This window comes from Albidovulum sp., from assembly GCF_041919395.1.
Classification (GTDB): domain Bacteria; phylum Pseudomonadota; class Alphaproteobacteria; order Rhodobacterales; family Rhodobacteraceae; genus Albidovulum.
Map to the genome: position 1 here is coordinate 1 of NZ_JAYRTX010000017.1, position 25,342 is coordinate 25,342.

General features: G+C 67.5%; 21 protein-coding genes and 1 tRNA gene. 8 read left to right on the forward strand and 14 right to left on the reverse strand.

Translation table 11 applies throughout. The features are described 5' to 3' along the window. Window positions 1-357: 357 nt before the first annotated feature. Window positions 358-447: transfer RNA gene (locus tag ACMUOO_RS04840), tRNA-Ser, on the forward strand. Window positions 448-583: 136 nt separating this feature from the next. Here ACMUOO_RS04840 and ACMUOO_RS04845 read toward each other — a convergent pair. Continuing rightward, window positions 584-3,115, reverse strand: a complete 2,532-nt coding sequence (locus ACMUOO_RS04845) for a DUF3131 domain-containing protein (RefSeq protein WP_413854900.1) — start codon at window positions 3,113-3,115, stop codon at window positions 584-586. Between the two features lie 162 nt (window positions 3,116-3,277). On the opposite strand from ACMUOO_RS04845, the gene ACMUOO_RS04850 reads away from it, so the two are divergent. Further along, window positions 3,278-6,637, forward strand: coding sequence for a polysaccharide deacetylase family protein (locus tag ACMUOO_RS04850; RefSeq protein WP_301918188.1), 3,360 nt, complete (start codon window positions 3,278-3,280; stop codon window positions 6,635-6,637). Window positions 6,638-6,661: 24 nt separating this feature from the next. Here the strand turns inward: ACMUOO_RS04850 and ACMUOO_RS04855 are convergent, their stop codons facing one another. The 7 genes from ACMUOO_RS04855 to ACMUOO_RS04885 form a co-directional block, all read right to left on the reverse strand. Then, window positions 6,662-7,270: a hypothetical protein gene (locus ACMUOO_RS04855; RefSeq protein ID WP_301918187.1), complete on the reverse strand. Its 609-nt coding sequence runs from the start codon at window positions 7,268-7,270 to the stop codon at window positions 6,662-6,664. 89 nt (window positions 7,271-7,359) lie between these two features. Beyond that, window positions 7,360-8,445, reverse strand: a complete 1,086-nt coding sequence (locus tag ACMUOO_RS04860) for an ABC transporter ATP-binding protein (protein ID WP_301918186.1) — start codon at window positions 8,443-8,445, stop codon at window positions 7,360-7,362. Beyond that, window positions 8,442-9,386 carry a carbohydrate kinase family protein gene (locus ACMUOO_RS04865; protein ID WP_301918185.1) on the reverse strand — a complete coding sequence of 315 codons (945 nt, stop codon included), beginning with the start codon at window positions 9,384-9,386 and terminating at the stop codon, window positions 8,442-8,444. The genes ACMUOO_RS04860 and ACMUOO_RS04865 overlap by 4 nt, the downstream gene beginning before the upstream one ends. Then, window positions 9,383-10,393, reverse strand: a complete 1,011-nt coding sequence (locus ACMUOO_RS04870; RefSeq protein WP_413854901.1) for an SIS domain-containing protein — start codon at window positions 10,391-10,393, stop codon at window positions 9,383-9,385. Before ACMUOO_RS04870 ends, ACMUOO_RS04865 begins: the two co-directional genes overlap by 4 nt. Before the next feature lie 8 nt (window positions 10,394-10,401). Continuing rightward, window positions 10,402-11,247 (reverse strand): carbohydrate ABC transporter permease, encoded by an 846-nt coding sequence (locus ACMUOO_RS04875; protein ID WP_301918183.1) that lies wholly within the window; start codon window positions 11,245-11,247, stop codon window positions 10,402-10,404. Further along, on the reverse strand, window positions 11,247-12,131 hold the full coding sequence (locus ACMUOO_RS04880; protein ID WP_301918182.1) for a carbohydrate ABC transporter permease: 885 nt from the start codon (window positions 12,129-12,131) through the stop codon (window positions 11,247-11,249). The genes ACMUOO_RS04875 and ACMUOO_RS04880 overlap by 1 nt, the downstream gene beginning before the upstream one ends. An 82-nt stretch (window positions 12,132-12,213) precedes the next feature. Then, window positions 12,214-13,443 (reverse strand): extracellular solute-binding protein, encoded by a 1,230-nt coding sequence (locus tag ACMUOO_RS04885; RefSeq protein ID WP_301918181.1) that lies wholly within the window; start codon window positions 13,441-13,443, stop codon window positions 12,214-12,216. Window positions 13,444-14,271: 828 nt separating this feature from the next. Between ACMUOO_RS04885 and ACMUOO_RS04890 the strand changes: the two genes are divergently transcribed. Next, complete coding sequence (locus tag ACMUOO_RS04890; RefSeq protein ID WP_413854902.1) at window positions 14,272-14,808, forward strand: Hint domain-containing protein; 537 nt, start codon at window positions 14,272-14,274, stop codon at window positions 14,806-14,808. On the opposite strand, the gene ACMUOO_RS04895 is transcribed toward ACMUOO_RS04890, so the two are convergent. After that, window positions 14,798-15,538 carry an RlmE family RNA methyltransferase gene (locus ACMUOO_RS04895; protein WP_301918179.1) on the reverse strand — a complete coding sequence of 247 codons (741 nt, stop codon included), beginning with the start codon at window positions 15,536-15,538 and terminating at the stop codon, window positions 14,798-14,800. The two genes, ACMUOO_RS04890 and ACMUOO_RS04895, sit on opposite strands and share 11 nt — an antisense overlap. Window positions 15,539-15,629: 91 nt before the next feature. Continuing rightward, window positions 15,630-16,742, reverse strand: coding sequence for a Ppx/GppA phosphatase family protein (locus ACMUOO_RS04900; RefSeq protein WP_301918178.1), 1,113 nt, complete (start codon window positions 16,740-16,742; stop codon window positions 15,630-15,632). 243 nt (window positions 16,743-16,985) lie between these two features. Here ACMUOO_RS04900 and ACMUOO_RS04905 point away from each other — a divergent pair, with 243 nt between their 5' ends. Genes ACMUOO_RS04905 through ACMUOO_RS04915 form a run of 3 tightly spaced genes read left to right on the forward strand, consistent with a single transcriptional unit; the run spans window position 16,986 to window position 19,210 of the window. Further along, complete coding sequence (locus ACMUOO_RS04905; protein ID WP_301918177.1) at window positions 16,986-17,282, forward strand: virulence factor; 297 nt, start codon at window positions 16,986-16,988, stop codon at window positions 17,280-17,282. 26 nt (window positions 17,283-17,308) lie between these two features. After that, window positions 17,309-18,235 (forward strand): methylenetetrahydrofolate reductase, encoded by a 927-nt coding sequence (locus ACMUOO_RS04910; RefSeq protein WP_301918190.1) that lies wholly within the window; start codon window positions 17,309-17,311, stop codon window positions 18,233-18,235. Between the two features lie 15 nt (window positions 18,236-18,250). Further along, window positions 18,251-19,210 (forward strand): methyltetrahydrofolate cobalamin methyltransferase, encoded by a 960-nt coding sequence (locus ACMUOO_RS04915; RefSeq protein WP_301918176.1) that lies wholly within the window; start codon window positions 18,251-18,253, stop codon window positions 19,208-19,210. A 101-nt stretch (window positions 19,211-19,311) separates the two neighbouring features. Here the strand turns inward: ACMUOO_RS04915 and lipA are convergent, their stop codons facing one another. Further along, a complete protein-coding gene (gene lipA / locus ACMUOO_RS04920; RefSeq protein ID WP_301918175.1) occupies window positions 19,312-20,262 on the reverse strand; it encodes a lipoyl synthase in 951 nt (316 codons plus the stop codon). Window positions 20,263-20,369: 107 nt separating this feature from the next. Between lipA and ACMUOO_RS04925 the strand changes: the two genes are divergently transcribed. Further along, window positions 20,370-21,059, forward strand: coding sequence for an aquaporin (locus ACMUOO_RS04925; RefSeq protein ID WP_301918174.1), 690 nt, complete (start codon window positions 20,370-20,372; stop codon window positions 21,057-21,059). A gap of 65 nt (window positions 21,060-21,124) precedes the next feature. On the opposite strand, the gene ACMUOO_RS04930 is transcribed toward ACMUOO_RS04925, so the two are convergent. Then, window positions 21,125-22,261, reverse strand: coding sequence for a DUF6456 domain-containing protein (locus ACMUOO_RS04930; protein WP_301918173.1), 1,137 nt, complete (start codon window positions 22,259-22,261; stop codon window positions 21,125-21,127). Window positions 22,262-22,487: 226 nt separating this feature from the next. On the opposite strand from ACMUOO_RS04930, the gene ACMUOO_RS04935 reads away from it, so the two are divergent. Then, complete coding sequence (locus ACMUOO_RS04935; RefSeq protein ID WP_301918172.1) at window positions 22,488-22,778, forward strand: DUF6477 family protein; 291 nt, start codon at window positions 22,488-22,490, stop codon at window positions 22,776-22,778. A gap of 58 nt (window positions 22,779-22,836) precedes the next feature. Here the strand turns inward: ACMUOO_RS04935 and ACMUOO_RS04940 are convergent, their stop codons facing one another. Further along, window positions 22,837-24,375 (reverse strand): trimethylamine methyltransferase family protein, encoded by a 1,539-nt coding sequence (locus ACMUOO_RS04940; RefSeq protein WP_301918171.1) that lies wholly within the window; start codon window positions 24,373-24,375, stop codon window positions 22,837-22,839. 125 nt (window positions 24,376-24,500) lie between these two features. Next, window positions 24,501-25,313 carry a class II glutamine amidotransferase gene (locus ACMUOO_RS04945; protein WP_301918170.1) on the reverse strand — a complete coding sequence of 271 codons (813 nt, stop codon included), beginning with the start codon at window positions 25,311-25,313 and terminating at the stop codon, window positions 24,501-24,503. Between the last annotated feature and the right edge of the window lie 29 nt (window positions 25,314-25,342).

A 25,342-nucleotide genomic window follows, 5' to 3' on the forward strand; every position in this document is an offset into this window, starting at 1 on the left:
GTAGGCAAGTCCTTCCTCGCTCATGACAGCGAAGACCTCGCCGATGCGAAGCGCCGTTTCGAGCCGCGCGAGATCGCCCTCTGCCGCCTCCGCGGCACCGGCGCCCAGCGAAAGCGCGAGCGCGGCCGGAGCAAGGATTCGGGCGAACATGGCGGATCCTCCTGATCGATGGACAAGAGGTAATGCCCCGGCCGGAGACTGCCAAGCGGCAGGCGAAGATTCTCCCCCGCCGCGCGGATCGCCGCCGCTACCCGTCCCGCCTCGCGCCCGAGACCTCAGGACGGAGGGCGAAGAAAAAACGTGTTGCACTGCCCGGCGCCTGCAGATAAATCCCGCCCCCACGACGACCGCAGGCACGGAGAGGTGGCAGAGTGGTCGAATGCGGCGGTCTCGAAAACCGTTGTGGGTGCAAGCCCACCGTGGGTTCGAATCCCACCCTCTCCGCCACTATTTGATAGTGCCCCTTGGAGTGGTGTAGCTGGCACTGATCGTCATCGTTGTTGCCCCCGGTAAGCGTGTCATTTCCGTAGGTGCCTGACAGGTTCAATTTCGGATCGGTCGGGGGCGGAGGGGGCGGCGGAGGTCAGGGGGGTGCCGGCGACCTGCGCCCGCGAAGGATGTAGGCGATCGCCTGAAGGATGATGGCGTTCGTGTTGACATCCGCGTAGCCCGGCATGCCCTTCCCGCTGGCCGCGAAGACGCCGGGAGAGAAGCCCATGCCCTCGATCCGCGCGCGATTGCGCACATGCCGGGCGAGCAGGGTGGCATGGGCGGAGGGTCTCGCCGCGACCCAGAGGTAGGCCGCCTTCGTGTTGACCATCAGCGTCTCGGCCCGGAAGGCCGGCGTGTTGAACCGGCCATCGGCGGATGCGGCGCTCACCATCCAGCGGTCCTCGGACGAAGCGACGTTCAGGCCCTGATAGGTAAACCACGGTTCGCGGTTGATCGGCGCCTCCGACAGGCAGACGAGCCTGCCGGAGCTTTCGTACTCGCGCGATTGCGCCGCAAAGAGCACGTCGGCGAGAAAGTCCGAGGGTTCGGAGAGGCCCATCTCGAGGGCCTCCAGAAGAAGCGGTTCGGCGCCGAGCGGACCGAGTCCGACGAGCGCCAGCAGAAGGCGCATGTCGTGGTCGGTGCCCGCCGCCATCCCCGGCACCTCGTAAGGCGATGCCGCATCGATGCCGCGATCCCGGAACGCGCGGGCCGTGTAGTGGGCACAGTGCGAGCGGAAGCGGTCCACCAGCCGCCCCTTCACGACAGAATGGACATGGCCGTCCCTGACCACCGCGGCGAGGTCCCAGCCGGCGATCTTCTGTTCGGCGATTCCGCGCGTCAGCGGATATGCGTCGAGCGTGTGCAGCACGCTCAGCAGCCGACCGGTGTCGCAGGCGTTGAAATCCTCTGACAGGGGGGCGCCAGTCGTCGAGGAGATGACTTCTGCCGGAAGGCGCCACTCCCCGACGCGAACGACCGGAAGGGCGCGGACGAGAAGCTCCGACCGGATCACGAAATCCATGTCCGAGATCAGTCCCAGTTCATGCGCGGCCATGACGGCGGCGATCAGGCTGCCGAGGTCCCACATCGTCATTTCACTGTGCAGCCAGACCCCGTCCTCCTGCACGTCCGCGGTATCGATGCAGAGCCCGGAGGCCGGAACCGAAAAGCGTTCGAAGTAGGTCCAGGCCTGACGGGCATCGGCCAGCATCTCGTCTGCGGACAGAGCGTCGGGATCGCTCGTGCCGGGCCGGTGGCGATAGGTTTCACGCAGAAGACCGAACACCGGGTCGGGCGAAACGCTCGCCCGATAGAAGGTCGGGATGTCGACGAGCCGCGTCCCGGGATCGCGCTGGAGACGCTGCAGCGTATCGAGTGTCGCCTGCCGCGCCTGCACCGTCGCGTAGTCCGCGGGAGAGATGACGAGGACGGCGTCACGCATCCACGCCCGTTCGGCGAGCAGTCCGGCCGCCTGCGAAATCCTCGTCTCGCCACGGATCAAGGGCCCGCGTCCGTCGAAGGCGGGGGCACCCCCTGGCAGGAGCACGAGATCGGCGGCCCTCTCCAGCCAGCCGGGCATTCTGTCGGCCGCAGCCTGCAACGCCACACAGCGCACCTCGGCAGGCAGGGTCATGGCGGAGGGCTCCGGCGTGTCCGACCCGGCAGCGGCAAGGACCGCGCAGCCCGGATCGGGTCGATCCCCCGCGCCTTCCGCGGTCATCGGCGCGGCCAGGGTCACATCGATGCCACGGGTGCGCAGTTCCGCCTCCAGCGTGGCCATTCCGGCCGAAGACGCATCGGTTCCGCGATCGATCCGGACCGCGACGAGGCGCAACTGGTCTGCCCCGAACCACCGCGCATGCTCGCGCGGAAGCGCGACGAACCGTCGGCCCCCGGCGATTTCGCGCCCGATGGCATCGCTGATCCGCAGCGCGCGCAACCGCACCTCGTGCAACGGCACACGCTCGATGCCGGACAGGGACGGGGCAAGCTGCACCCAACCCGGCCGGGCGAAGGCCGCCTCGACCCAGGGGGTCGGATCGGCGAGGCCAGCGACGTCCAGCCGCCGGCCACCGCGCAGGCAGACGGTCCGTTCGGCGCATCCGGCGGACGACACGGACTGCGCCGGCGAGAACGAGAGCACGTTGCGGATGCCAAGGCAGCGGAGCGCGTCGAAATTCGCGACGGGTGGTCCGTCGGTGGCGATCGTTATCGGCGACGCGACGGTTGCGGCCGGACTGCCGCCCGCAAGGCCGCGCATCAGAGCGATCGCATCGCTGGCCGCCCGGCGCTGGAAGTACGTCGGAAGCGCGTGGACCCCGGGAAGGGACAGGACCGGCTCCACCAGGTCGGGCGCTTCGGCAATGGTCTGCCGCAGGACGTCGGCAATGGCCGGCTCCGACCATGCGGACATATCGGGAACGAGGCCAAACGGAATCCCAGCCTCCAGGAAGGGTCCCACAAAGGCCTGGAAGCGGTCGGCCGGCGTCGACGGGTGAACGCCTTCGATGGCGATGAAAAGCGCATCGCTCGGCTCTTGGGCATTGCCCGGAAACGGCAGCGGGGGAAGCAGGATCGCGGGCGCGAGGAGCCGCAGGACTGTTCTTCGGTCGACGTTCATCCACTCTCCCCAGGCCACCGCTCCCGCAACGGCCCGTCTCAACTCAAGCGCCACAGGATTGGCTCAATTCCATGGTTTCCCTTGGAGAACGGAGTCTATAGCAGTGCGGACCGGAGCGCACGGCGGCGAATGCGACCGCGCGCGCGGTCGTCGGGAACGAAGATGGCAGGCGGTCACTACCAGAAGGCGGCCCGGAAGAGGTCGCACGAGCGGCGTCCCGTCTTCCTTGACCCGCTCCATCGCCGCGCGCGGGTTATCAGGATCGTCGCCGGACTGTCGGGTCTCATTCTGCTCACCTGGCTCTGCACAGTCGCCATTGGCATCTATTACATTGATATTCTTCCAGAAAGCGAGAAGCTGGAGCTGATACGGCGCGGCACGTTCGACGCGGACGGCGTCGCCGCATCGCCACAGGTGTCGGCGCCACAGGAATGCAGCGGTGAACCGATCGACCCTGCCGCCCTCCTTCCGGATCCGGGCGGGATGACGAGGTCGGCCTACCTGCGGGTCTGGCCGGATTGGTCACTGCAGACGCTTACGCGGCATTGCGGCGGTCTCGACACGATTCTCGCGGAATGGCTGGAGATCGACCCCGTTGCTGAGACCGCGACATGGCGCAGCGAGGCCGGGTCGGATGCCGCGCTGCGGGACCTGAAGCGCGCCTCGCCCGGCCTCGGCATCGAACTCGTCGCGCTCCTGCCCTTGCCGCCGCTCACGGCCGGAAGTGGCTCCCTACTCGACAGTCGCGAGTCGCGGGGGCGAATTGTTTCCGCGTTGGCTTCGAAGATCGGAACGGACGTCTATGCGGGGCTCTGCCTCTATCCCCTCAACGTCGGGCCAGGACATATCCCGGGCCTGCGCGCGCTGCTGAGCGAGATGACGGCGGCGCTGACGCCCGGTGTCAAAAGCTGCCTTGTCACCGAGGCCGGGGGCGCGCTCTGGCGTGACGCCGGGCTGGTGCAGGCGGTGGATTCGGTCCTGCTTCAGGCATTCCTCGAACCCGGAAGCGCGGCACCGCCCGGCCCGCTCGCCCCGCAGGACTGGTTCGAAACCCTGTTGAATGACGCCGGGGCCGCGGTCGGGCCCGAGAAGTTGCGCGTTGCACTCGGCTCCTTCGCCGTCATGTGGGCCGAGGACGACGCCGAGCCCACCGGTCTCGCCTTCGCCGAGGCGATGCGGCTCCTTGCCCGGAACGCCTCGACCGTCGGACTGGACGCTGGATCGCTCAACACCCGCGCGACGTACGTGGCCGAAGACGGCCGCGAGCGGGAGCTCTGGTTCCTTGACGCAGCATCCCTGCACAACCAGTTGAAAGCCCTCGGCGACCGACGGATCGCCGGTGTCGCCCTCTGGGCGGTCGGGCTTGAAGATCCGGGGGCATGGACGCTCGTCACACGGGGGCCCGACACACAAGCGGCTGCGGCGCTGGCATCGGTGTCCTTCCCCGACTATGTCGGCTACGAGGGAACCGGGCCCTTCCGCAGGATTGCGCAATCTGGCGTGACGGGGCAGCGGAGATTCTTCCTGGACCCGGCAACGGGCCTCGTCAACGGCGAAATTTATGACCGCCTTCCCCGCCCCGTCACCGTCGAACGCTACGGTCACGCGCCCGGAAAGGTCGTTGCGCTGACCTTCGACGACGGGCCGGACCAGAGTTTCACCGCCGACATCCTCGACACGCTCAAGGCCAAGGATGTCACGGCCACCTTCTTCGTCATCGGCGGCAACGTCGTGCAATTTCCCGACCTCGTGCGGCGGATGGTGGCCGAGGGCCACGAGATCGGCTCGCACACGTTCTTCCACCCGGAGGATGACGCGCTCGGCCCCGAGCGCTCGCAACTCGAACTCAACGCGCTGCAACGACTTCTCGCCAGCGTCACCGGACGGACGACCTACCTCTTCCGGATGCCCTATGGGCGCAGCGAAGGTCCCCTGACGGCCGAAGAGGCCGCACAGCAAATGGTGGTCGAGACGGAGGGCCATCTGGTGGCCGGCGCGGACATCGTGCCGCGCGACTGGGAAGGGATGAGCGCGACCGAGATCGCCGACTATGTCCTGGCGCAGACTGCGGGGGATCAGGGACAGGTCATCGTGATGCACGATGCAGGCGGCGACAGGTCCGCGACGGTCGCGGCCGTGTCGCTGATGATCGACCGTCTCAGGGCGGAAGGTTACCGCTTCGTGCCGCTCTCGGGCTTTCTCGGCCTGTCCCGCGACGAGGTGATGCCCTTCGCTTCGGATCGGTTCACTCCGCTCGACCGGGCCTCCTTCGTTGCCGTCGCCGGCCTCGGCCGGCTCCTTGTCTGGGTCTTCTGGGCGGTGGTCGCCTACGGAGTTGCCAGGTCTATCTTCGTTCTTGCCCTCGCGTTCCTTCGGCGGCGGCATCGCTGGCAGCAGCCGGAGTCGGCGGGAAGCGTCACCATCGCCATCCCGGCGTTCAACGAGGAACTCGTCATCGTCGACTGCGTCAGGGCGGCCCTTGCGTCGGACTATCCCGACATTCGCGTCATCGTCGTTGACGACGGTTCGGCCGACGGGACGGCGGCGGCCGTGGACCGTGCTTTCGCCAGTGACCCGAGGGTCCGGCTGATCCGGCAGGAGAATGGCGGGAAGTGCAGCGCGCTCAACGCGTCCTATGCCGAGGTCGAGACCGAGGTTGTGGTGGCGGTGGACGCCGACACGGTCCTCCACCGCGATGCCGTGAAGCTGCTGATGGGCCATTTCACCGACGCCACGGTCGGCGCCGTTGCCGGAAACGTGAAGGTCGGCAATCGCCGGGGCCTTCTCGCGCGGCTCCAGGCGCTCGAATACATCACGGCGCAGAACATCGACCGCCGCGCCGCCGAGCGGCTGAACGCGATGCTCGTCGTGCCCGGCGCCATCGGCGCATGGCGCGCCGAGGCGGTGCGGAAAGTCGGACTCTATTCGCCCGAAACGGTCACCGAGGATGCCGATCTCACGATCGGGGTCCAGCGCGCGGGGTATCGCGTGGTCTTCGAAGAACGCGCCTTCTCCGTCACGGACGCGCCCGACAGCCTTCCGTCCTTCATGAAGCAACGCCTGCGCTGGAGCTTCGGCATGATGCAGACGGCCTGGAAACACCGCCGGGCGGCGAAGACCGCGCGCGGTGTGGGCTACTTCTCGATCCCCGATCTCTGGGTCACGGGCATCCTGCTCGGCCTCCTCGCACCCGTGGCCGATGCGGTCTTCCTGAATGCTCTCGTCCGGACCGGTTTCAGCCTCGCGCAGGGCGAACCTCTCCTGGCCGGAGACGCATCGCTTTTGATTGTCGTCGGATGGACGGCGCTGCCGCTGATTGACCTGATCGTGCTGCTCGTGGCTTTCGGCTTCGAGCGGCGCGAGCAACTTTCGCTCGCACTGTTGCTGCCGTTCCAGCGGCTCGTCTACCGGCCGCTTCTCTACATCACCATCTATCGAGCCGTCGGTCGCGCGCTGGCCGGCCGGATCGCGGGCTGGGGAAAGCTCGTGCGCTTCACCCGCATCCAGATGCCGGAGCGATGAGCCCCCCGCCCCTGCCGTCTCGCGTCAGGAAAACACCCGGCAGCCGCCGGTGGCAATCTCGCCTTCCTGAACCGGCAGGTCGCGCGGGGGATTGATGATGGCCGACTGGACGGCCGTGATCCGGCGGGCGCAGGCGTCCGACTCCTGTGGCGAAACGCTTCTTCCGCCGATCCAGATGTCGAGCCAAGGGTGCCCGTTGTGCCCGGTGTGGCAAGGGCCGCCCTGCGGGTTGGGACCGTCGCCGCAGACATCCTCGACAATCGCGTACTTGCGCAAGCGCGGCAGGTAGAACCGCGTGCCTTCCGGGTAGTCGAGGGTCTGGCGGCCGCCCACGATGCTGTGGCCCACCGCGATCGTGATCGGGTTCTTCCAGGTGCCGGTTCCCCCTGCCCTCTGCCGCAGGACCGGTCGCGCGATGGCCGCCGATCCCGGCGGCGTGTTGTCCCAATAGGTATAGCCCGTGAGATAGATGGGGAACTGCCGGGATACATCGGCACTGCGCGCCGCCGCCTGCACGACCATGCCGCCGTTCAGGTCAATGCCCTGGGCCCGCGACACGGGCGCTTCGCCGCACGCTGAAATGCCCAGACAGGTCACGGCGGCCAAATGAATCTTTCCCGGTAGCTTGCGCATCGTCTGCTCTCCCCGATACATGCCAGAAGATGAATGTGTAACCAATCTGCCACGCGATGGGAATTGTTCCTAGTCCGCAAACGCGGGTTTTATGTGGCGAAAGAGTGACGGGTTTCGATCCGCTGTCCGGTAGTCCGGTCGAACAAGTGCATGTTATCAATGGAAAATGCTAGCCTGATCCGGCTCTCGGGTGCCACCTGCGAATGCGGCGAAAGGCTTGCGACAAGCGGATTTCCGCTGTGCCGGGCAAAGACGATCACGTCGGGTCCGGTCAGATCGGCGAAATCCACGGTCACGTCGATGGCGTTCCCCTCCCCGCCATCGGCAAGGTGAAGGTCCTCCGGGCGAAGCCCGAGGAGCACCGCGCGCGCCTCCTCGCCCCTGATCGGAAGCGCCAGCCGCTCCCCGGACGCGTCCAGCCGCAACCCTTCCGCATCCAGTGTCGCCTCGATCATGTTCATCGGTGGTGCCCCGACGAATTCGGCGACAAAGACGGTCGCGGGCCGGTTGTAGATTTCCTCGGGCGTGCCCACCTGCTCGATCCGGCCGTCGCGCATCACGGCGATCCGGGTGGCGAGCGTCATCGCCTCGATCTGGTCGTGCGTCACATAGACCGTCGTCGTCCGAAGCATCCGGTGCAGCCGCTTCAGTTCCGCGCGCATCTCCATGCGCAGCTTGGCGTCGAGGTTCGAGAGCGGCTCGTCGAACAGGAAGACCTTCGGCTCCCGCACGAGCGCGCGACCGATGGCGACGCGCTGACGCTGGCCGCCGGAAAGCTGTGCGGGCTTGCGCTTCAGCAAGTCCTCGATCCTGAGCATCCGCGCGACCTTCTCGATCGCCGCGAGGCGACGCGCCTTCGGCACGCCGCGCATTTCCAGCCCGAACCCGATGTTCCGTTCGACGGTCAGGTTCGGATAAAGCGCATAGGACTGAAAGACCATCGCGACGTCGCGGCTCTTCGGGTGGACCTCGTTGATGCGCTTCCCGTCGATCCTGATCTCGCCCGAGGTCGGCGTCAGAAGGCCGGCGATGATGTTCAGGATCGTCGACTTGCCGCAACCGGAGGCGCCGAGCAGCACGAGAAACTCGCCATCGGCGAGCGCGAGGTCGATGTTCTTCAGGATCACGGCACTGCCGTAGGACTTGCTGACGCCGACGAGTTCGAGCGTGCTCATGCCGTGAGTCCCCCGCTGGGTGACGACGTCTCGACGTCGTAGCTGCGGGGCGATGTCGATATCGCGCATGAAGCCGTGCGCACACCCGCCGCAAGGCTGGCGGCGAGCGGATGTCCGTCCGCCTCGGCCGCCAGAAACGCCGCGTTGAAGATATCGCCCGCACCGATCGTGTCGGCTGCGACAACCCTGGGCGCAGTGACCTTGTGGAGCGAGCCGCCAGCCGCCTGCGCGAGGGCGCCCGCCGGGCCGCACTTGACGACGACGCGCGCATGCCTCGCCATCAGCGGCAGCAATGCGGACGGCGCCTCATCCGGCGCCCTGCCCCCGGACAGCGCGCGCGCCTCCGCCTCGTTGAGCATGAGGCAATCGCAGCCGGCGAGCCAGCGCCGCGCGCGCTCGACCGTCCCGGGCGTCCAGCCGCCGGCGGGCCAGCCGGTGTCAAGCGCGATCCGGACGCGATGGTCACAGGCATGGGCGAAGAGCGCGTCATACCCGTCCGCCAGCCGGTCGGTCACGAAGGATCCGCAGACAAGAAGCACGCCCCCGGCAAGTCGAGGCCAGTCTATCGCGCCGCGAACGTCGGGCCAGGACAGCTCGGCCACATGGCCGCGCGTGGTGAAGAAGGTGCGCTCGCTGTCGGGATGGGTCAGACCGACCGAGATCGTGCTGGCCTCCTCCGCGACCGGCCAGGACCCTGAATGGGGGGACAGTTCCGCGCGCAGCCAGTCGCCGAAGGTATCCCGGCCCGTGCTCGCGGCGATCTGGAAGTCCCGCCCAAGCCCGCGCCAGGTCAGCGCAACGTTCCCGGCCGCCCCGCCGCAGCGGAGTTCGCTTGCCGCAACCACGGTCTCTGTCCCGGGGTGTGGCCAGGGCTCGACCGGTCCCATGACGAGGTCGACGTTGACGTTGCCGGCGACGGCAAGGGGCGCGGGAATGGTCATTCTACGCGGGTGATCTTCTGGCTTCGGATCGGGCTTCCGACGTCGGGCACACGCGACGCCGCGAAACCCGTCATCAGCCGTTGCGACAGCGGGAGGAGTGCGGCAAGGGCGGCGATCCCCTCGTGACACCCGGCCTGCACCGTCACGGCGCCGGCCACGGGCGCGCCGCCTGAGGTATCGAGAACCACGGTCGGCGCTCCGGTGGCGGCGACCGCCTCGGCAAGGCCGCGGACCAGTTCGCCCGTCGCATCCGCCCCGCGCAGGAAGACGACGCCGGTCCGGGGCCCCAGCATTTCCATCGGCCCGTGCCGAAGCTGCCCGCATTCCAGCGCGAAGCAGGGAAGCCGCGACAGTTCCGTCAACCCCAGCGCCAGCGCCTCGGCCAGCCCCTGCAGGCGGCGCCCCGATGTCACCACGCATGTGACACCGGCAAGCCGGTGCAAGGCGTCGGTGATGTCGGGTTCATCCTCCACGTCGAGCACGTCGAGAAAGTCCGACGGATCGGCGCGGAGCGCAGCGAGTACGGCGGCGTGAAGGGCCAGTCCGACGAAGGTGCTGCGGGTCGCTGCGAACGCGGTTTCGACGCCGCCGGCGCCGATCAGGCTCGGCAGCGACCGCGCAAGCGTCGAGGCGCCGTCCATCGTGACCCCGTAGGCATCGACGCCCGGGCCGGCTTCGGCCAACCACCGCACCGCCTCGGCGCTTTCGCCCGACTGGGAGGTGACGAGGACCGTCCGTCGCGCGGTGGAAAGCGGCTGGTCGAGCTGCTCGGACAGCGGCAGTGCCACCGCGTCCAGCCCCCGGTCGCGATAGAGCGGCTCGACGGCGCGGTTCAGCCCGTGCGACGCGCCCATGCCGAGCAACAGCAGCCGTCCGGAACGCCGCAGCGATTCCGCGACCTCTGCGGCGCGCGGCCCGGCATCCCGGTAACTCGCCCGCGCGTCCGTACGCTGACGCGCCATTTCCCGCCGGATCGCCGCAAGGCCGCTGGGTGTGTCGGGGGTCATCGGTCCGCTCATCCTTTCACGCTGCCCGCTGTCAGCCCTGAAATGAGGGCGCGCTGCATGATGAGGCCGAAAATCACCGGGGGCAGCGCCGCGATGACGCCCGCCGTGGCGATGAGCCCGTAGTCGGCCACCCGCCCGCCGGCGAGATCGGCGATGGCCACGGTAACGGTCTTGGCCCGGTGGTCCGACGTGAAGAGGAGCGCATAGAAAAACTCGTCCCATGCGAGCAGGTAGGCGAAAAGCGCGGCGGTGCCGATCACCGGCGCGGCCAGCGGCAGGATGATGATCCGCAGCGTCTGGTCGAGGCGCGCCCCGTCGATCGCGGCGGCCATCTCGAGGTCGCGCGGGATCGGATCGAAGCCGGATTTCAGAAGCCAGGCGGTAAAGGGGGCGAGGACCGTCAGGTAGACGACAGCGAGCCCGATCTTCGTGTTGAGCATCCCGAGCGCCGCGAGACCCATGTAAAGGGGCACGGCCAGCGCCACCGGCGGCAGCATGTAGGTGCCGATGACGAGCCAGAGAGACCAGCCGACGGCGGACGAGCGCGAGACGGCCCATCCTGCCGGTACCGAGACCGCGAGTGCAGCCACCGTCGCGATGGCCGCCACCTTGACGCTGTTTCCGAGCGCCGCCATCAGCGCGGCGCCATGCGTGTTGGGCGTCGTGTCGAAGAGGATGCGGTAGCGTGACCAGTCGCTTTGCTCCGGCCACCACCGGAGCGGCTTGGAAATGAGGTCAGACGTCGACGAAATGCTCATCACGAAGAGCCAGCCGAAGGGGGCGAGGATCATCAGCGCGAGCAGAGCCGCGCAGAGGTAGAGAAAGACCGTGAAACCTGGGTTCTGCCTTTCCATCAGAATCGCGCCCCGGCCGATTTCCGGATCAGCGCCGCATAGGCGACCGCGAGCACAGTGACCGCCAGCGTGACGATGAGCGCCAGCGATGCACCCGAGCCCGCCCGCTGGAACGAAAACGCCTCCTGGTAGACGAGGATCGACAGCGTCCGCGTGCTGTTGGCCGGGCCGCCGCGCGTCATCACCCAGATGATGTCGAACACCTTGAAGGCCTCGATCGTGCGCAGCACCAGCGCGACCATGAGCGGCCCCGCAAGATAGGGCAGGATCACATAGCGGAAGCGCGAAAGCGCGCCCGCCCCGTCGACGATGGCCGCCGCCCTGATGTCGTGCGGCACCGCGTGGAGTGCCGCGAGCGAGATGAGCGCGACGAGCGGGAAGTTCTTCCAGGCATCCGCGACGATCAGCGCGACGAGCGCACTGTTCGGATCGCCAAGCCACGACCGGTAGACGTCAAGCAGCCCGGTCTGCACCAGCGCGGCGTTCAGGGCGCCATATTCGGGGTTGTAGATGAGCCGCCACAGGAGGGCGTTGACGACCGTCGGCAGGGCCCAGGGCAGGATCAGCAACGCGCGAAGGACATTTCTCCCGCGGAAGCTCTGGTAGAGGAGCAGGGCCACCAGGACGCCGAGGACCATCTCGATGAACACGGAGACGACCGCGAACTCCGTCGTGACGACAAAGGCGCGCCAGAAGGCGCGGCTGGCGAAGAGCCGGTCATAGTTCGCAAACCCGACGTAGTCGCCCCCGGTACCGACCAGCCGCGCATCGGTGAAGGAAAGACGCAGCGTGTCGACGAAGGGCCATCCGATCACCCCGAGCATCACCGCGAGAAGCGGCAGCATCAGAAGCCATGCCCGCATCGGCGTCAGGCCAGCACTCATCGGCACGACCTTCCGTATCTTGCATTCCGGTCGCGCGGGTCAGGACGGCAGCACGCGCCGCCGCCCTGCAAGTCGTCGCCGGTCAGAGCCCGCCCTCCGCTGCCGCGGCGAGTGCGTCGGCCGGGCTGGCCTGACCGAGGAGAGCCTCCTGGATGGCCTGCTGGAGGGTGGCCGACATTTCCTGATAGCCCGGCGTGGTCGGCCGCGGATACATCGCCGCGAGCCCGATCTTGGCCGCCGCGATCATGTCGTCCTGTTCCGCGGTGACGGCCGGATCGTCGTAGGAACTGGTCCAGATCGGCAGGCTGAGGCGCGCATAGGCATTTTGCGTGGCCTGCGAGGTCATGAAGGTGATGTAGCTCCACGCCTCGTCGGGATGCTGACTGGTCGTGGTGATGCCCAGGCCCATCGAGCCGTTGACGGCCGAAACCGTGCTTCTGCCCTCGACCCCCGGCGCCGGCACGACGCCCACCTTGCCCGCGACCTTGCTTTCCTTCGGATCGTTGGCGAGGTTGTACATGTAGGTCCAGTTCAGTGCAAAGGCTGCCTCGCCGTTCTGGAAGACGCGGCGAACGTCCTCCTCCAGGTATTCCTTGGAGTTCGGATTGGTCAGGCCCGAGTTGTAGCTGTCGACCATGTACTGCAGCGCCTCGAGCCCTCCGCCCGACTGGAAGGCCGGCTTGCCATCGGCGATGAACGAGCCGCCATAGGCGCTGACCAGCGTGGTGTAGTCGCAGATCGCCGCCTCGGCCTGGGCCCAGCTCCAGACGATGGGATGATCGAGGATGCCCTTGTCCTTGATGGCCTGCGCCTGCGCGGAAAGCTCCGCCCAGGTCGTCGGCGGTGCCGAGATTCCGGCCTGCGCGAGGATGTCCTTGTTGTAGAAAAGATACTTGGTGTCGAGGATCCACGGCATCCCGTAGCGCTTGCCGTCGTATTCGACGGTGGTCCAGGCGCCCGGAAGAACCCCGTCCTTCATCTCCTGCGTGATCCGGTCGGAGACATCGACGAGCACGTTGTTCGTGGCGAACTCGGCCGGCCATATCACGTCGAAGAGCACGACGTCGTAGCCCGACCCCGATCCGAGGGCGAGCAGGGTCTTGTCGTGGAGGCCCTCGTAGGGAACGAACTCCAGGTTCACCTTTATGTCGGGATTGGCGGCGGCAAACGCGTCCGTCATCGCCCGGACGTCGGCCTCGCTGTAGGCGGCCTGCGCCATGAAGAGCGCGTTCAGCGTCGTTTCCGCGACCGCGGGATGGACAATCGCGGTGCCGAGGAGTGCTGCTGCGAGGAGCGACTTGGTGTTCGGCATTTCCTTCTCCTTCCTGGTGTGGCCGTGCGGACTGCCGCCCCGGTGTCCCTTGCGGATAGCGGGGCGGCTCCGGCGGCCCAATGCGGGTCATCATCCGTCGGAGCGCCGCGTCCGGCATTGACCGGGATCAACGCCGGCGCGGCCGTCGATCGACGCGCGGGCCCCGTGAGCGAACCGGAACCGGACACCCAGGACGGCCACGCCTTGAAGGCGGAGGCTATTCGCTTCCGCGCCGCGCGTCGAGGGCTTCCCCGGTGCCGATGCCGATCACGCGGGCCTGACCCGATATCGCACCCGTCGGCGCTGATGGCGGCGATGGCGGGGGGGGGCCGCGGCACTCCGTATGACCGCCCCCGAGAATCGGCGTCACCGGGCGGGACTGGTTCCATTTCGGACCGGCATCGGACCACGGAAACGAACTGTCCCGGCCGTGGCTACGAGTGCAAGACACGGTAGCGCCATAATTTCGCTCATCCTCCGGTAGTGATCTGCCGGTGCGCGGCAACAGTCTGAAATCGGGACATTCGCAAGACGGCGATTCTGCGAAGGCGCGGGATGCGATTGTTTCCGGTTTGTCATGAAGCACCGGCCCCGAACGCCTCGCGCGCACCGCTAACCATGCCTCTATATTGCAAAAAACCGTCGCGCGAGTGCCAGATTCAGCGATCATTTACCTAAGCGTTCGTTAGCGGCACGTGGCCGCGCGGTTTTGCGTATGAGTATGTTTGTTTGCGTTCGAGTGGATCCGGCCGATCGCGCCGGAGGTCTTCCTGCCGGGGCGTTCCCAGCCCCGGCAGACGGACCGGAGATCGTCAGACTGAGAGAGTTATGAATAACGAGTATATTGACCCCATCATCGGCCGGCTGTCGGCCATGCCGGTACCGCCCGCCGCCCCCGCTGCCCGACGCAATCGCCCGAAACGCTCAGAACCGATCCAGTGGCACCTGCCCGGACTGTGCGACAACGTCCGCGTGACGACATCGTTCGGCGACCTGCCGGTTCAGGCGCTGCACCGGCGCGACCCGCTCAGGACGCAGGCAGGCAGCCTCGCGCTGGTCGAATGGGTCGATCGTATCCGCCTCGACGAGGAATTCCTTGGGGAGAACCCCGATGCGCTCCCGGTCCGCATCCCGGCGGGCACCTTCGGCCCCGGCCGGCCCGAGCGGGACCTGATCGTCTCGCCGCAGCAGTTGGTGAACGTCGGCGCCTCGCCCTACGCCCAGGAGTTCCGGCGCGCGCGCGACCTTCTCGGGCGCCCGGGCGTCGTCCGGCAGCCGGTGACGATGGTGACCTACCACCTCTTCCACTGCGGCGCCCCCGCGATCGTGACGGCCGAGGGCGTCTGCCTCAGCGTCAGTCCGTGAGGCTGCGGTCCCCGGGCACGCCGCGGAACCCGGTCGCGACCACGAACTTCTCGGAACTGTCGGACCGGCTCGCCGGCGGCTTGACGTTGGCGACCTTGGTGAAGGCGCGTTTCAGAAGCCCCTGAAGCTCGTTCTCCGCCCCCCCGGCAAGCACCTTGGCGACAAAGGTGCCGCCCTCTTCGAGCACATCGAAGGCGAACCCGGCGGCGGCCTCGCAGAGCGCGATGATCCTCAGGTGATCGGTGCCCTTGTGGCCCGAGGCCGCGGCGGCCATGTCCGACATGACCACGTCGGCGCGACCGCCGAGCCATGACTTCACCTGTTCGTCCGCCCCGTCCGAAAGGAAGTCGAGCTGGTGAATCTCTGCCCCCGCGATCGGCTCCACCTCCTGCAGGTCGATGCCGAGAACCCGGCCAACCTTCTTGCCCGGCTTCTGGCCGAGCGCGTTCACCCGCTCCGCCGCGACCTGGCACCAGCCGCCCGGCGCACAGCCGAGGTCGACGACCCGGGCACCGGGAACGAGGAAACGGAACCTGTCGTCGAGTTCGAGTATCTTGTAGGCCGCCCTGCCCCGGTAACCTTCCTTCTTCGCGCGCTGCACATAGGGATCGTTGAGCTGCCGTTCGAGCCAGAGCGTCGAGGAGAGCTTGCGCCCCTTGGCGGTCTTCACCCGCACCTTGAGGTCGCGCTGGCCGCGCCCCGATGTCGTGCCGGAAGGTGTCTTCGCCATGTCTCGCCTCCCGGCGGGTTCCGCTTTGCCTGCGGACCAGATACTCACTGCGCGCCCTCGCCGCAATCGTGCCGCCGACGAAGAGCGCGCGTCAGAACGGCCCGTCTTCCAGCACGCCGTCGGCGGACATCTGCGCGTAGAGAAGCCCTTCCCTCAGCCCGCGGTCGGCGACCGAGAGCCGGTCGGTCGGCCATATCCGCATCAGCGCCTGCAGGATCGCCGCCCCCGACATGATCAGCGAGTGACGGTCGCGCCCGATCCTGGGATCGTCGCGCCGCCCGGCCGGACCCATCGCGAGATAGTCGCGGATCACCCTGTCGATCTGGTCCGAGGTCATCCTCAGACCGTCCACCTTCGTCCTGTCGTAGCGCTTCAGCCCCAGGTGGCTTGCGGCCACGGTGGTCACCGTCCCGCTCGTGCCGATGATCTGGAAGCCCTCGCGCGGCTGGCTCGCATTGTAGGGCGAGAAATCCGCGAGGTTCTCCTCGAAATACCAGCTCATCAGCGCAAATCGCGCCGCGTCGTCCTCCACGTCCGAAAACTGGTCCTTCAGCGTGGCGACGCCAAGCGGGACCGAGATCCAGTCCACGACCTTGGCGGCGGGAAACGGGCTTTCCGCCGGGTGGAAGCCGGCATGAAGGCGCATGATCGCGCGCGGCCGCTCGGCCCTCGGCACGGCGGAAAGGTCGGTCCACACAAGCTCGGTCGAGCCGCCGCCGATATCGACGACCAGAAGCTGCTCGGTCCGGGTGGAAACCAGGGGCGCACAGGACACCACGGCGAGCCGCGCCTCTTCCTCCGGCTGGATGATCTCAAGCGGCAGGCCCGTCTCACGGGTGATGACGCGCAGGAATTCGCCCGCGTTCTTCGCCCGCCGGAACGCTTCGGTCGCCACCAGCCGCATCCGCTTGACCTCGTGCTGCTCGATCTTGCGGCGACAGATCTGCAGCGCCTGGACAGTGCGCGCCATCGAGGCGCGCGATAGCCGGCCCGACGCTTCGAGCCCGAGGCCAAGCTGGACGGATTTCGAAAAGCTGTCGACGACATGGAACTGGCTGCCCTTCGGCTGGGCAATCAGCATCCGACAACTGTTGGTGCCGAGATCCAGCGCCGCATAGAGCTGCGCCGGATCCGGCCTCGGGGCGCTGGGCGGCTCGACCGACCGCGGGAACACACCTGCGCCCCCTGGACGCCTGGGCGCCATCTGCGCGCCCTCCGATGTGAAGTTGCCACCAATCTAGTCGCCGGTCCGCCGCGGCGCAAGCCGCCCACCGCGTTCGCCCTCATGCTCATGCTGAGGATTTTTCAAGCAGGCCGCCATGGCCCGCCGGACAAGACCCGGGTATGCATTGATGGCAGGTCGCTCCGGCCCCGCATGATGTCGAAAACCGTCATCGCGTGTCGCGGAGCGGGGAGTATTGAAGGCGCGAGCCGAAAGGGATTCGACATGGCATCGGTCACCATCGTCTACTGGCGCGACATTCCGGCCCAGGTCATCGTCGGCTCGGGGCGCCGGGGCGTGAAGAAACCCCTGCCTGAGCGGTTCGAACAGGCGATTGACCGCTGCGCCATGAAAGTGGGCGCGGCCGGTACCGACGCCTATCTCGCCGAATGGCGGAAGGCCGCACCCTACGAGGTTCCGGGCGAGGACGGCGCTGTGGCCGAAGCCGAGGCGGCGCGGATCGACGCCGAACACGACACCGAGCGCCTCAGGGCGCTTATAGCGAACGATGGCTGGGCGTGACACCCCGAGAGATGTGGAGCAAGGCAATGGCGCTTCTGAACTTCCGCCGCAAGGAAACCCCGGCCGAACCCGCGGCTACGCCGGCCGCCGTCGAGGCCTTCCTGAAAGGGTTTTCGATCGAGGTGATGCCCCGCACCGCCGAGAAGGTCGAGAACTTCCGCGACCTTCTGCCGAAGGGCACCCGCGTCTACATCGCCCATATCGACGGCACGCCCATCGAGGAAATGGTGGCGACCGCGAAGCGGCTCCACGCCGAGGGATTTCCGGTCATGCCGCACTTCCCCGCGCGGATCATCCGGGACAAGGCGATGCTCGCCGACTGGATCGCCCGCTACCGGGGCGAGGCGGATGTGAAGCAGGGCCTCATGCTCGCGGGCGGCGTCGCCCAGCCGGCGGGGGAGTTCGATTCCTCCATGCAGATGCTGGAAACCGGCCTCTTCGACGGGTTCGAGCGGCTCCATGTCGCCGGCCACCCGGAAGGCAACAAGGACATCGACCCGGACGGATCCGACCGAATGGTGATGGAGGCCGCCCGCTGGAAGCAGGCCTTCGCCGAGCGCACCGACGCGAAGATGGCCATGGCCACGCAGTTCTGCTTCGAGGCGAAACCGGTGATCGACTGGGTGAACCGGCTGAACGCGGAAGGCATCCGTCTGCCGGTTCACATCGGCGTCGCGGGCCCGGCAAAGCTCCAGACCCTCATCAAGTTCGCCATCGCCTGCGGCGTCGGCCCTTCGCTCCGCGTCCTGCAGAAGCGCGCCATGGACGTGACGAAACTGCTTCTGCCCTATGAACCCAACGACTTCGTCGCCGAACTTGCGGCACACAAGGCCGCGCATCCGGAGTTCGGGATCGAGGCGGTGCATTTCTTCCCGCTCGGCGGGATCAAGACCAACGCAACCTGGGCCATCGAGCATGGCGGCAAATCTGCCGTCCCGGCCTCCCAAGCTTGAGAAACTGGTGGAAGAATGACCCGCACTGTACTTGAATCGAAATCGAAAACCGTCGTCATCGGCTTTGACGAGCCGTTCTGCGTGATCGGCGAGAGGATCAACCCCACCGGGCGCAAGAAGCTCGCCGCCGAGCTTGAGGCGGGCGATTTCACCACCGTGGAAAAGGACGCGCTCGAACAGGTCGCCTGCGGGGCCATGGTGCTCGACGTCAATGCCGGCGTCGTCTACAACTCCAACCCCAACCCGAACGAGACCGAGCCCCCCTTGATGCGGAAGATGATCGAACTTATTCAAGGACTTGTGGACATTCCCTTGTGTATCGACTCCTCGGTTCCGGGCGCACTTCAGGCCGGGCTCGAGTCCTGCCAGGGCCGTCCCCTCCTGAACTCGGTCACGGGCGAGGAGGACCGGTTGGAACTCGTCCTGCCGCTAGTCAAGAAATACAACGTGCCGGTCGTGGCGATCTCGAACGACGACACCGGCATCTCGATGGACCCTGATGTGCGATTTGCGGTCGCCAAGAAGATCGTCGAGCGCGCCGCCGATTTCGGCATCCCGGCGCATGATATCGTCGTCGATCCCCTGGTGATGCCGGTCGGCGCACTGGGGACCGCCGGGCGGCAGGTCTTCACGCTGGTCAAGCGCCTGCGCGAGGAACTGGGCTGCAACACCACCTGCGGCGCCTCCAACATCTCCTTCGGCCTGCCGCAGCGGCACGGCATCAACGCGGCCTTCCTGCCGATGGCGATCGGCGCCGGCATGACCTCCGCTATCATGAACCCTGTCCGGTCGGTGGAGATGGAGGCGATCCGCGCGGCGAACTTCCTGATGAACCACGATCCGAACGGCGGCGAGTGGATCCGCTTCTCGAAGGTGCTCGAAGCCGTCGAGGGGGGCATGACCTTTGCCGAAGCATCCGCTGCCCAATCCAGCGCCGCCTCGGGCCGGCGCGGCGGGCGCCGCGCCCGTGGCTGAGCGGCCCTGAACTTCCCCTGTCCCGGCATGGCCCCGGGGCAGGCCGATCACCGCCCCCGCCGCTAGGACGCGGGCATCACGCCCGAATCGCCAAGCTTCTGTCAGCCGCGCCCGAGCTTGGCGAGCCGCGCTTCCCGCAGCCGTGTGAAATCCTCGCCCGCGTGATAGGACGACCGCGTCAGCGGCGTGGCCGAGACCATCAGGAAACCCTTGCCGTAGGCTGCCGTCTCGTAGCCCTTGAACTCGTCGGGCGTAATGAAGCGGTCGACCCGATGGTGCTTCGGTGTCGGCTGGAGATACTGGCCGATGGTGAGAAAATCCACGTCCGCGGCGCGCATGTCGTCCATCACCTGCAGGACCGACTGCCGGTCCTCGCCGAGGCCCACCATGATTCCGGACTTGGTGAACATCGCCGGATCAAGCTCCTTCACCCGCTGGAGGAGGCGGAGCGAGTGGAAGTAGCGCGCGCCCGGCCGCACCTCGGGATAGAGGCCCGGTACCGTCTCAAGGTTGTGGTTGAAGACGTCGGGGCGCGCCGCCAGAACGGTTTCCAGCGCCTCAGGGGCGCATTTCAGGAAGTCGGGCACCAGAACCTCGATGGTCGTCGCCGGGCTCCGGTGGCGCACCGCGCGGATCGTCTGGGCGAAATGCTCCGCCCCTCCGTCGGCGAGGTCGTCGCGGTCCACCGAGGTGATGACGACATGCGCGAGCCCCAGCGTCTCGACCGCATGGGCGACCCGGCCCGGCTCGAAGGCGTCAAGCGCATCGGGCCGGCCGGTCGCGACGTTGCAGAAGGTGCAGCCGCGTGTGCAGATCTCGCCCATAATCATCATGGTGGCGTGCCCATGGCTCCAGCATTCGCCGACGTTCGGGCAGCCCGCCTCCTCGCAGACCGTCACCAGCCGGTTCGACTTAAGGATGTCGCGCGTCTGCTTGTAGCCGGCCGAGGTCGGCGCCTTGACGCGGATCCATGCCGGCTTCTGCGGCTGTGCCTGGTCGGCGCGGTGAGCCTTCTCCGGGTGCCGCTGGCCGGGCAGATTGAGGTCGCGCATGGATTATTCCCCCTTGCAACGGGTCTGCTCCCAGATAGGCTCTTTTTTCGCAAAGGACAACGTGGGAGCGCGGCCGCAGGCCGGCCCTGCAGAAAAGGGGTCGGATCATGTCCAAGAAGCTCGTGGCCGAGGCTATCGGCACCTTCATTCTCGTCTTCTTCGGGGTCGGCTCGGCCGTCCTTATGGGCGAACAGATAGGGATGCATGGCATCGCCCTCGCCTTCGGCCTGTCGATCGTCGCCGCGGCCTACGGGCTTGGCGCGATCTCGGGGGCGCATCTCAACCCCGCCGTCTCGCTCGGCATGGTCACCGCCGGCCGGATGACGGGGGGTGAGTTCCTCGGCTATGCGATTGCGCAGACCCTGGGCGCGATCCTCGGCGCGCTCGTGATCCTGACGATCGCAAGCGGCAAGGCAGACTACGCGGTCGCCGTCGACGGGCTTGGCCAGAACGGCTATGGCGCGGGCTACCTCGGCGAGTACTCGCTCTCTGCCGCGCTTCTCTTCGAGGCGGTCGCGACCTTCCTCTTCGTCACGGTCATCCTGGGTGCGACCCAGGCCGGCGCGCCGGCGGCAATGGCGGGGCTGGCGATCGGCCTGACGCTGACGGGCATCCACCTGGTCGGGATCAATGTCACCGGCGTATCGGTCAACCCTGCCCGCTCGATCGGCCCGGCGCTTTTCGCCGGCGGCAAGGCGCTCGCCGATCTCTGGGTCTTCATCGTCGCGCCTCTGGCGGGCGGCGCGCTTGCAGGGCTCCTGCATTCTGCCGGCGCGACCCGGGCCGACGCCAACTAGACGCTTCGGGGCCAGTTGTCGCGGGCGCCGGCACAACCGCGCCCCCGTAGTATCGGGACCCGGCTTCAACCGATCAGCGGCGTCTTGCCGCCATAGGCTTCGTCATAGTGGCGCTTCAGGCGTTGCAGCGCGATCCTGAGCACGATCTTGCCCGAGCGCGCCGACCAGCCCATGCGCTTCTCGGCCGCTTCGAGCCCTTCGAGAAAGCAGCAGCACCTGAGCACCATGTCGCCAAGGCCGGGCCCGAGGTCGCGCAGCGCCAGGGCGACGCGGTCGCGCGCCTTGGCCGATCCGCTGCCGGACCCTCCGGGCGCAAAGCCGCCGCGGTCTGCCCCCGCCGTCAGGAACCGGTCCCAGTTCTGCGCGACGCGCGGCCCCATCTGTGCCAGTTCGAAGTCCTCGCGGAGCCGTTCGCCGGCGGCCACAAGGTCCGGTGTCAGGAAGGGGGCCCCGTCCTTCTCCTTCCGGCGGGCGAGCACGTCGAGCGGACTTTCCGCGAGGTTGTAGCGCATGCGCCGCGGCGTGCTCGCCCCCGGCTCCATCACCGCGCGCTCGCCCCAGATGCGGTGCTGGTCGCCGAAGGGCGTCTGCGCCTCGGCGAACCCCGGTACGCGGCGGCTCTCCTCTTCCGCCAGAAGCCGTTTCAGCGCCGTGCGCCCGGTTCCGGTGATCTCGTAGGTAGTGACACGGCCCTGGGACTTCATCGCGATCCAGTCCTTGACGGCAAAAGCCTGCGCCACGTGCCGGTCCACCACGGCCGTCCGCACCGTGCCCTTGAGCACCACGGCCTTGTCCATCTCGGGTGCAACGACGAGGATGGCGCCGACCTCGCAGAGCCGACGCAGGATGCGCCTGGCCTCGCGGTCGACGGTGGCCGCATCGGCGACGGCGGAGCTTGTATGACGGAGCGGTGCAGACATGAGGCTGGTTCCTTCGTGAAGTGAGTTCGGGGGCAGGCAATCCTGAGGGCGGGCGATTCCGCGCTGATGAAGATGCAGTTCGCCGAGGCGGGTGAGCGCCTCGTCGATCAGAGGGTCGTCCCGGCGGTTCTCGCAGACGCGGAGCTTTCGCAGGACCGTCGAGGGGTGGCATCCCTCGGCCCTGGCTATCGCACGGATCGACAGCCCTTCTTCGATGTGGCGAAGATAGAGCCGCGCGTTATCCGGCAGCCAGGCGGGCAGCGCCGCCGGCGGGGGTGTCATTACCGTCATGTCTCACCGATTTGTCGCGACGCTTCACGCCGCCTTAACCAGAATATGGCGCAACCCTTGGTTGATTCCGTTACCTGTTCGTTAAAGCGGCGCCCAGCGGCCATATTTCTTTCGAATTCATAAATCTGGCTGAAGTTTGCGGACGCAGGATAGCGACAATCCGCAACATCGCTCCCCCCTGTTTCATCCTGCGGTTGTATCACCCCAGGAGACCTCGATGCCCGATCTCATGACTCTCGTCAGCGACCTGCGCCGTCCGCGCCTGCTTGTGCGCGCTGCGCGCGCCGGGGTCTCGGACTACAGCCGGTCGCGCGACCTTCGCCGGCTGATGCGATCTTCCCACGCGCCGGCGCCCGAACGCGCCCTGAGCGAGCTTCTGGCCGAGGAGGAGCGGCTCGAGACGATCCGGCTGTCGGGAGATGCCTCCTACAGCTTCGTGCGCCACATCGAGCTTCTGATCGCGATGATGGCCGAAGTGCGGCTCCTGCCCCGCACGGAGGCAGTCTGAAACCAGACGGGCCGCCCCGATCGGGGCGGCCCGTATTGCACCCGGAGTGTGCGAAGAATCACATGAAGGCGTCGGGCATGGAAGCCTTCTTCTGCGCCACGAACGCCTCCAGCGCCTCTTCCACCGCAGGGTCGATGTCGGGCTTGCGGTAGTCGGCGAGAAGCTTCTCGACCCGCACGCGGGCAAGCGCCACGGTGTCGCGGCCGCCCTCCTCTTCCCAGGTTTCGTAGGGCTTGTAGTCCAGAAGCTCGGTCCGCCAGAATGCTTCCTTGAAATTCGCCTGGGTATGGGCGCACCCGAGGTAGTGCCCGCCCGGTCCCACCTCGCGGATCGCATTCATCGCCTGGCCGTTCTCGCTGAGGTCGATACCCTTGGCGAGGCCATGGAGGACGCCGAGCTGATCGGCGTCCATGACGAACTTCTCGAACGAGGACACCAGCCCCCCTTCGAGCCAGCCGCAGGCGTGCAGCATGAAGTTGACCCCCGCCAGGAGCCCCATGTTGAGGCTGTTGGCGCTCTCGTATGCCGCCTGCGCATCGGGCAGCTTCGAGCCGCAGAAGGCGCCGGCCGAACGGTAGGGAAGGCCCAGGCGCCGGGCAAGCTGACCGGCGCCATAGGTGATCAGGCTCGCCTCGGGCGTGCCGAATGTCGGCGCGCCGGAGTTCATGTCGATCGAGGTGACGAAGGCGCCGAAGATCACCGGCGCGCCGGCGCGGACGAGCTGGCTATAGGCCACCCCCGCCAGCACCTCGGCCAGGACCTGCGTCAGCGTGCCCGCCACCGTCACCGGCGCCATCGCGCCACCGACGATGAAGGGCGAGATGATCGCGGCCTGGTTGGCCTTCGCATAGACTTCGAGCGCCCCCATCATGATGCCGTCGAAGGTCAGCGGCGAGTTGATGTTGATGAGCGAGGTCATCACCGTGCGGCCGTCGAGGCCGCCGAAGAGAATCTCCGACATCGCCACCGAATCCTCGGCGCGCGAGGGTTCCGTCACCGAGCCCATGTAGGGCTTGTCGGAAAGCGTCATGTGCGCCATCAGCATGTCGAGGTGGCGCTTGTTCACCGGCACGTCGGTCGGTTCGCAGACCGTGCCCCCGGAATGGTGCAGCCATTTAGACATGTAGCCGAGTTTCACGAACTTGCGGAAATCCTCGATCGTCGCATAGCGGCGACCGCCGTCAGCGTCGCGGACGAAGGGCGGGCCATAGACCGGCGCGAGCACAAGGCCCCTGCCCCCCACGGTCACGCTGCGTTCGGGATTGCGCGCGTGCTGGACATAGGACGAGGGCGCGGTCCGGCAGAGCTGGCGCGCGAGGCCCTTCGGGATGCGCACCCGCTCGCCCTGCACATCGGCGCCGGCGGCCCTCCAGAGCGCGAGCGCGCCCGGATTCTCGACGAAGTTGACGCCGATCTCCTCCAGCACCGTCTCGGCATTCGCCTCGATGATCGCCAGCGCCTCTTCGTTCAGGACTTCGAGATTGGGAATGTTGCGCTCGATGAACTTCGCAACCTCGATGCGCACCGCCGTCCGCTCGGCCCGCCTTGCCGCGCCGCCACCGCCCCGGGCCCGACGACCTTCCGCCACTTCGTTCATGCGCGCCTCCTCTGTCCGTCTGGCTGGTCCTCGTTTTACTGCCAATCGCGCGGGCACGGCTGCGGATTGCGTCATCTCGCGGGCGAAAACGACATGGGCGTGACGGACGCCGCCTGGAAACCCGCTCAGGCGGCGCGGCTCCGGCGGGAGGCGGCGCGGCTCCGGCATCGCGGCACGAAGGGCTCCACGCGCACCTCGGTGCCGTCGAAGGTGCAGAAACTGCCGGGCGGGATCGGCTCCCAGCACTGGCCGGCGTCGAGCGGCTCGGAGACCACGGCGCGGCCGGCGCGGGTGTCAGACCAGCGGTGGTAGAGCGAGGGCGCCGCGTCGTCGGTCGCGTAGCGCACGGCATAAAGACGCCGGCCGTCGGTGAAGGCGACCGTCATGCGGACGTGCGGGGCCGCGCCCTTGGTACGCGACAGCGCCTCCATCGCCGCCGTCGCCCGTTCGAGCGCGCCTTTCGGGTCCTCGGCGAGTCCCTCGCCGAGCGCCACGAGGAACAGGGCCTCGCTGTCGGTCGCGCCCTTGCGGTGCGGATAGAGATGGTCCGGGATCAGCATCTCGGCGTCGCGGCGGAAGCTGTCGTAGCCGCCGATCTGGCCGTTGTGCATGAAGGCCCAGGCTCCCACCGCGAAGGGATGGCAGTTGTTGCGGCTCGTCGCCGTCCCGGTCGAGGCGCGGACATGGGCGAGGAAGAGATGCGATTTCACCTGCGCCGTCAGCGAGCGCAGGTTCGGGTCCGACCAGGCCGGCAGGATGTCGCGGAAAAGCCCCGGTTCCTCCCGCTCGCCGTACCAGGCAAGGCCGAAGCCGTCGGCGTTGATCGCCGACTTCGCTTCCGTCGCGCCGTGGCTCTGGTGGATGAGCGAATGCCCGGGCCGGCACACGATCTCCTCGAGGAAGATCGGCTCGCCCGTGTAGGCGGCCCAACGGCACATGGGTCAGGCCCCCGCCATCGTCTTGAGGA

Bases quoted from the DNA above. Each gene is read 5' to 3' on its own strand.
- ACMUOO_RS04845 (WP_413854900.1), bottom strand. From the start codon at position 3,115: ATGAACGTCGACCGAAGAACAGTCCTGCGGCTCCTCGCGCCCGCGATC.
- ACMUOO_RS04850 (WP_301918188.1), top strand. From the start codon at position 3,278: ATGGCAGGCGGTCACTACCAGAAGGCGGCCCGGAAGAGGTCGCACGAG.
- ACMUOO_RS04855 (WP_301918187.1), bottom strand. From the start codon at position 7,270: ATGCGCAAGCTACCGGGAAAGATTCATTTGGCCGCCGTGACCTGTCTG.
- ACMUOO_RS04860 (WP_301918186.1), bottom strand. From the start codon at position 8,445: ATGAGCACGCTCGAACTCGTCGGCGTCAGCAAGTCCTACGGCAGTGCC.
- ACMUOO_RS04865 (WP_301918185.1), bottom strand. From the start codon at position 9,386: ATGACCATTCCCGCGCCCCTTGCCGTCGCCGGCAACGTCAACGTCGAC.
- ACMUOO_RS04870 (WP_413854901.1), bottom strand. From the start codon at position 10,393: ATGACCCCCGACACACCCAGCGGCCTTGCGGCGATCCGGCGGGAAATG.
- ACMUOO_RS04875 (WP_301918183.1), bottom strand. From the start codon at position 11,247: ATGGAAAGGCAGAACCCAGGTTTCACGGTCTTTCTCTACCTCTGCGCG.
- ACMUOO_RS04880 (WP_301918182.1), bottom strand. From the start codon at position 12,131: ATGAGTGCTGGCCTGACGCCGATGCGGGCATGGCTTCTGATGCTGCCG.
- ACMUOO_RS04885 (WP_301918181.1), bottom strand. From the start codon at position 13,443: ATGCCGAACACCAAGTCGCTCCTCGCAGCAGCACTCCTCGGCACCGCG.
- ACMUOO_RS04890 (WP_413854902.1), top strand. From the start codon at position 14,272: ATGAATAACGAGTATATTGACCCCATCATCGGCCGGCTGTCGGCCATG.
- ACMUOO_RS04895 (WP_301918179.1), bottom strand. From the start codon at position 15,538: ATGGCGAAGACACCTTCCGGCACGACATCGGGGCGCGGCCAGCGCGAC.
- ACMUOO_RS04900 (WP_301918178.1), bottom strand. From the start codon at position 16,742: ATGGCGCCCAGGCGTCCAGGGGGCGCAGGTGTGTTCCCGCGGTCGGTC.
- ACMUOO_RS04905 (WP_301918177.1), top strand. From the start codon at position 16,986: ATGGCATCGGTCACCATCGTCTACTGGCGCGACATTCCGGCCCAGGTC.
- ACMUOO_RS04910 (WP_301918190.1), top strand. From the start codon at position 17,309: ATGGCGCTTCTGAACTTCCGCCGCAAGGAAACCCCGGCCGAACCCGCG.
- ACMUOO_RS04915 (WP_301918176.1), top strand. From the start codon at position 18,251: ATGACCCGCACTGTACTTGAATCGAAATCGAAAACCGTCGTCATCGGC.
- lipA (WP_301918175.1), bottom strand. From the start codon at position 20,262: ATGCGCGACCTCAATCTGCCCGGCCAGCGGCACCCGGAGAAGGCTCAC.
- ACMUOO_RS04925 (WP_301918174.1), top strand. From the start codon at position 20,370: ATGTCCAAGAAGCTCGTGGCCGAGGCTATCGGCACCTTCATTCTCGTC.
- ACMUOO_RS04930 (WP_301918173.1), bottom strand. From the start codon at position 22,261: ATGACACCCCCGCCGGCGGCGCTGCCCGCCTGGCTGCCGGATAACGCG.
- ACMUOO_RS04935 (WP_301918172.1), top strand. From the start codon at position 22,488: ATGCCCGATCTCATGACTCTCGTCAGCGACCTGCGCCGTCCGCGCCTG.
- ACMUOO_RS04940 (WP_301918171.1), bottom strand. From the start codon at position 24,375: ATGAACGAAGTGGCGGAAGGTCGTCGGGCCCGGGGCGGTGGCGGCGCG.
- ACMUOO_RS04945 (WP_301918170.1), bottom strand. From the start codon at position 25,313: ATGTGCCGTTGGGCCGCCTACACGGGCGAGCCGATCTTCCTCGAGGAG.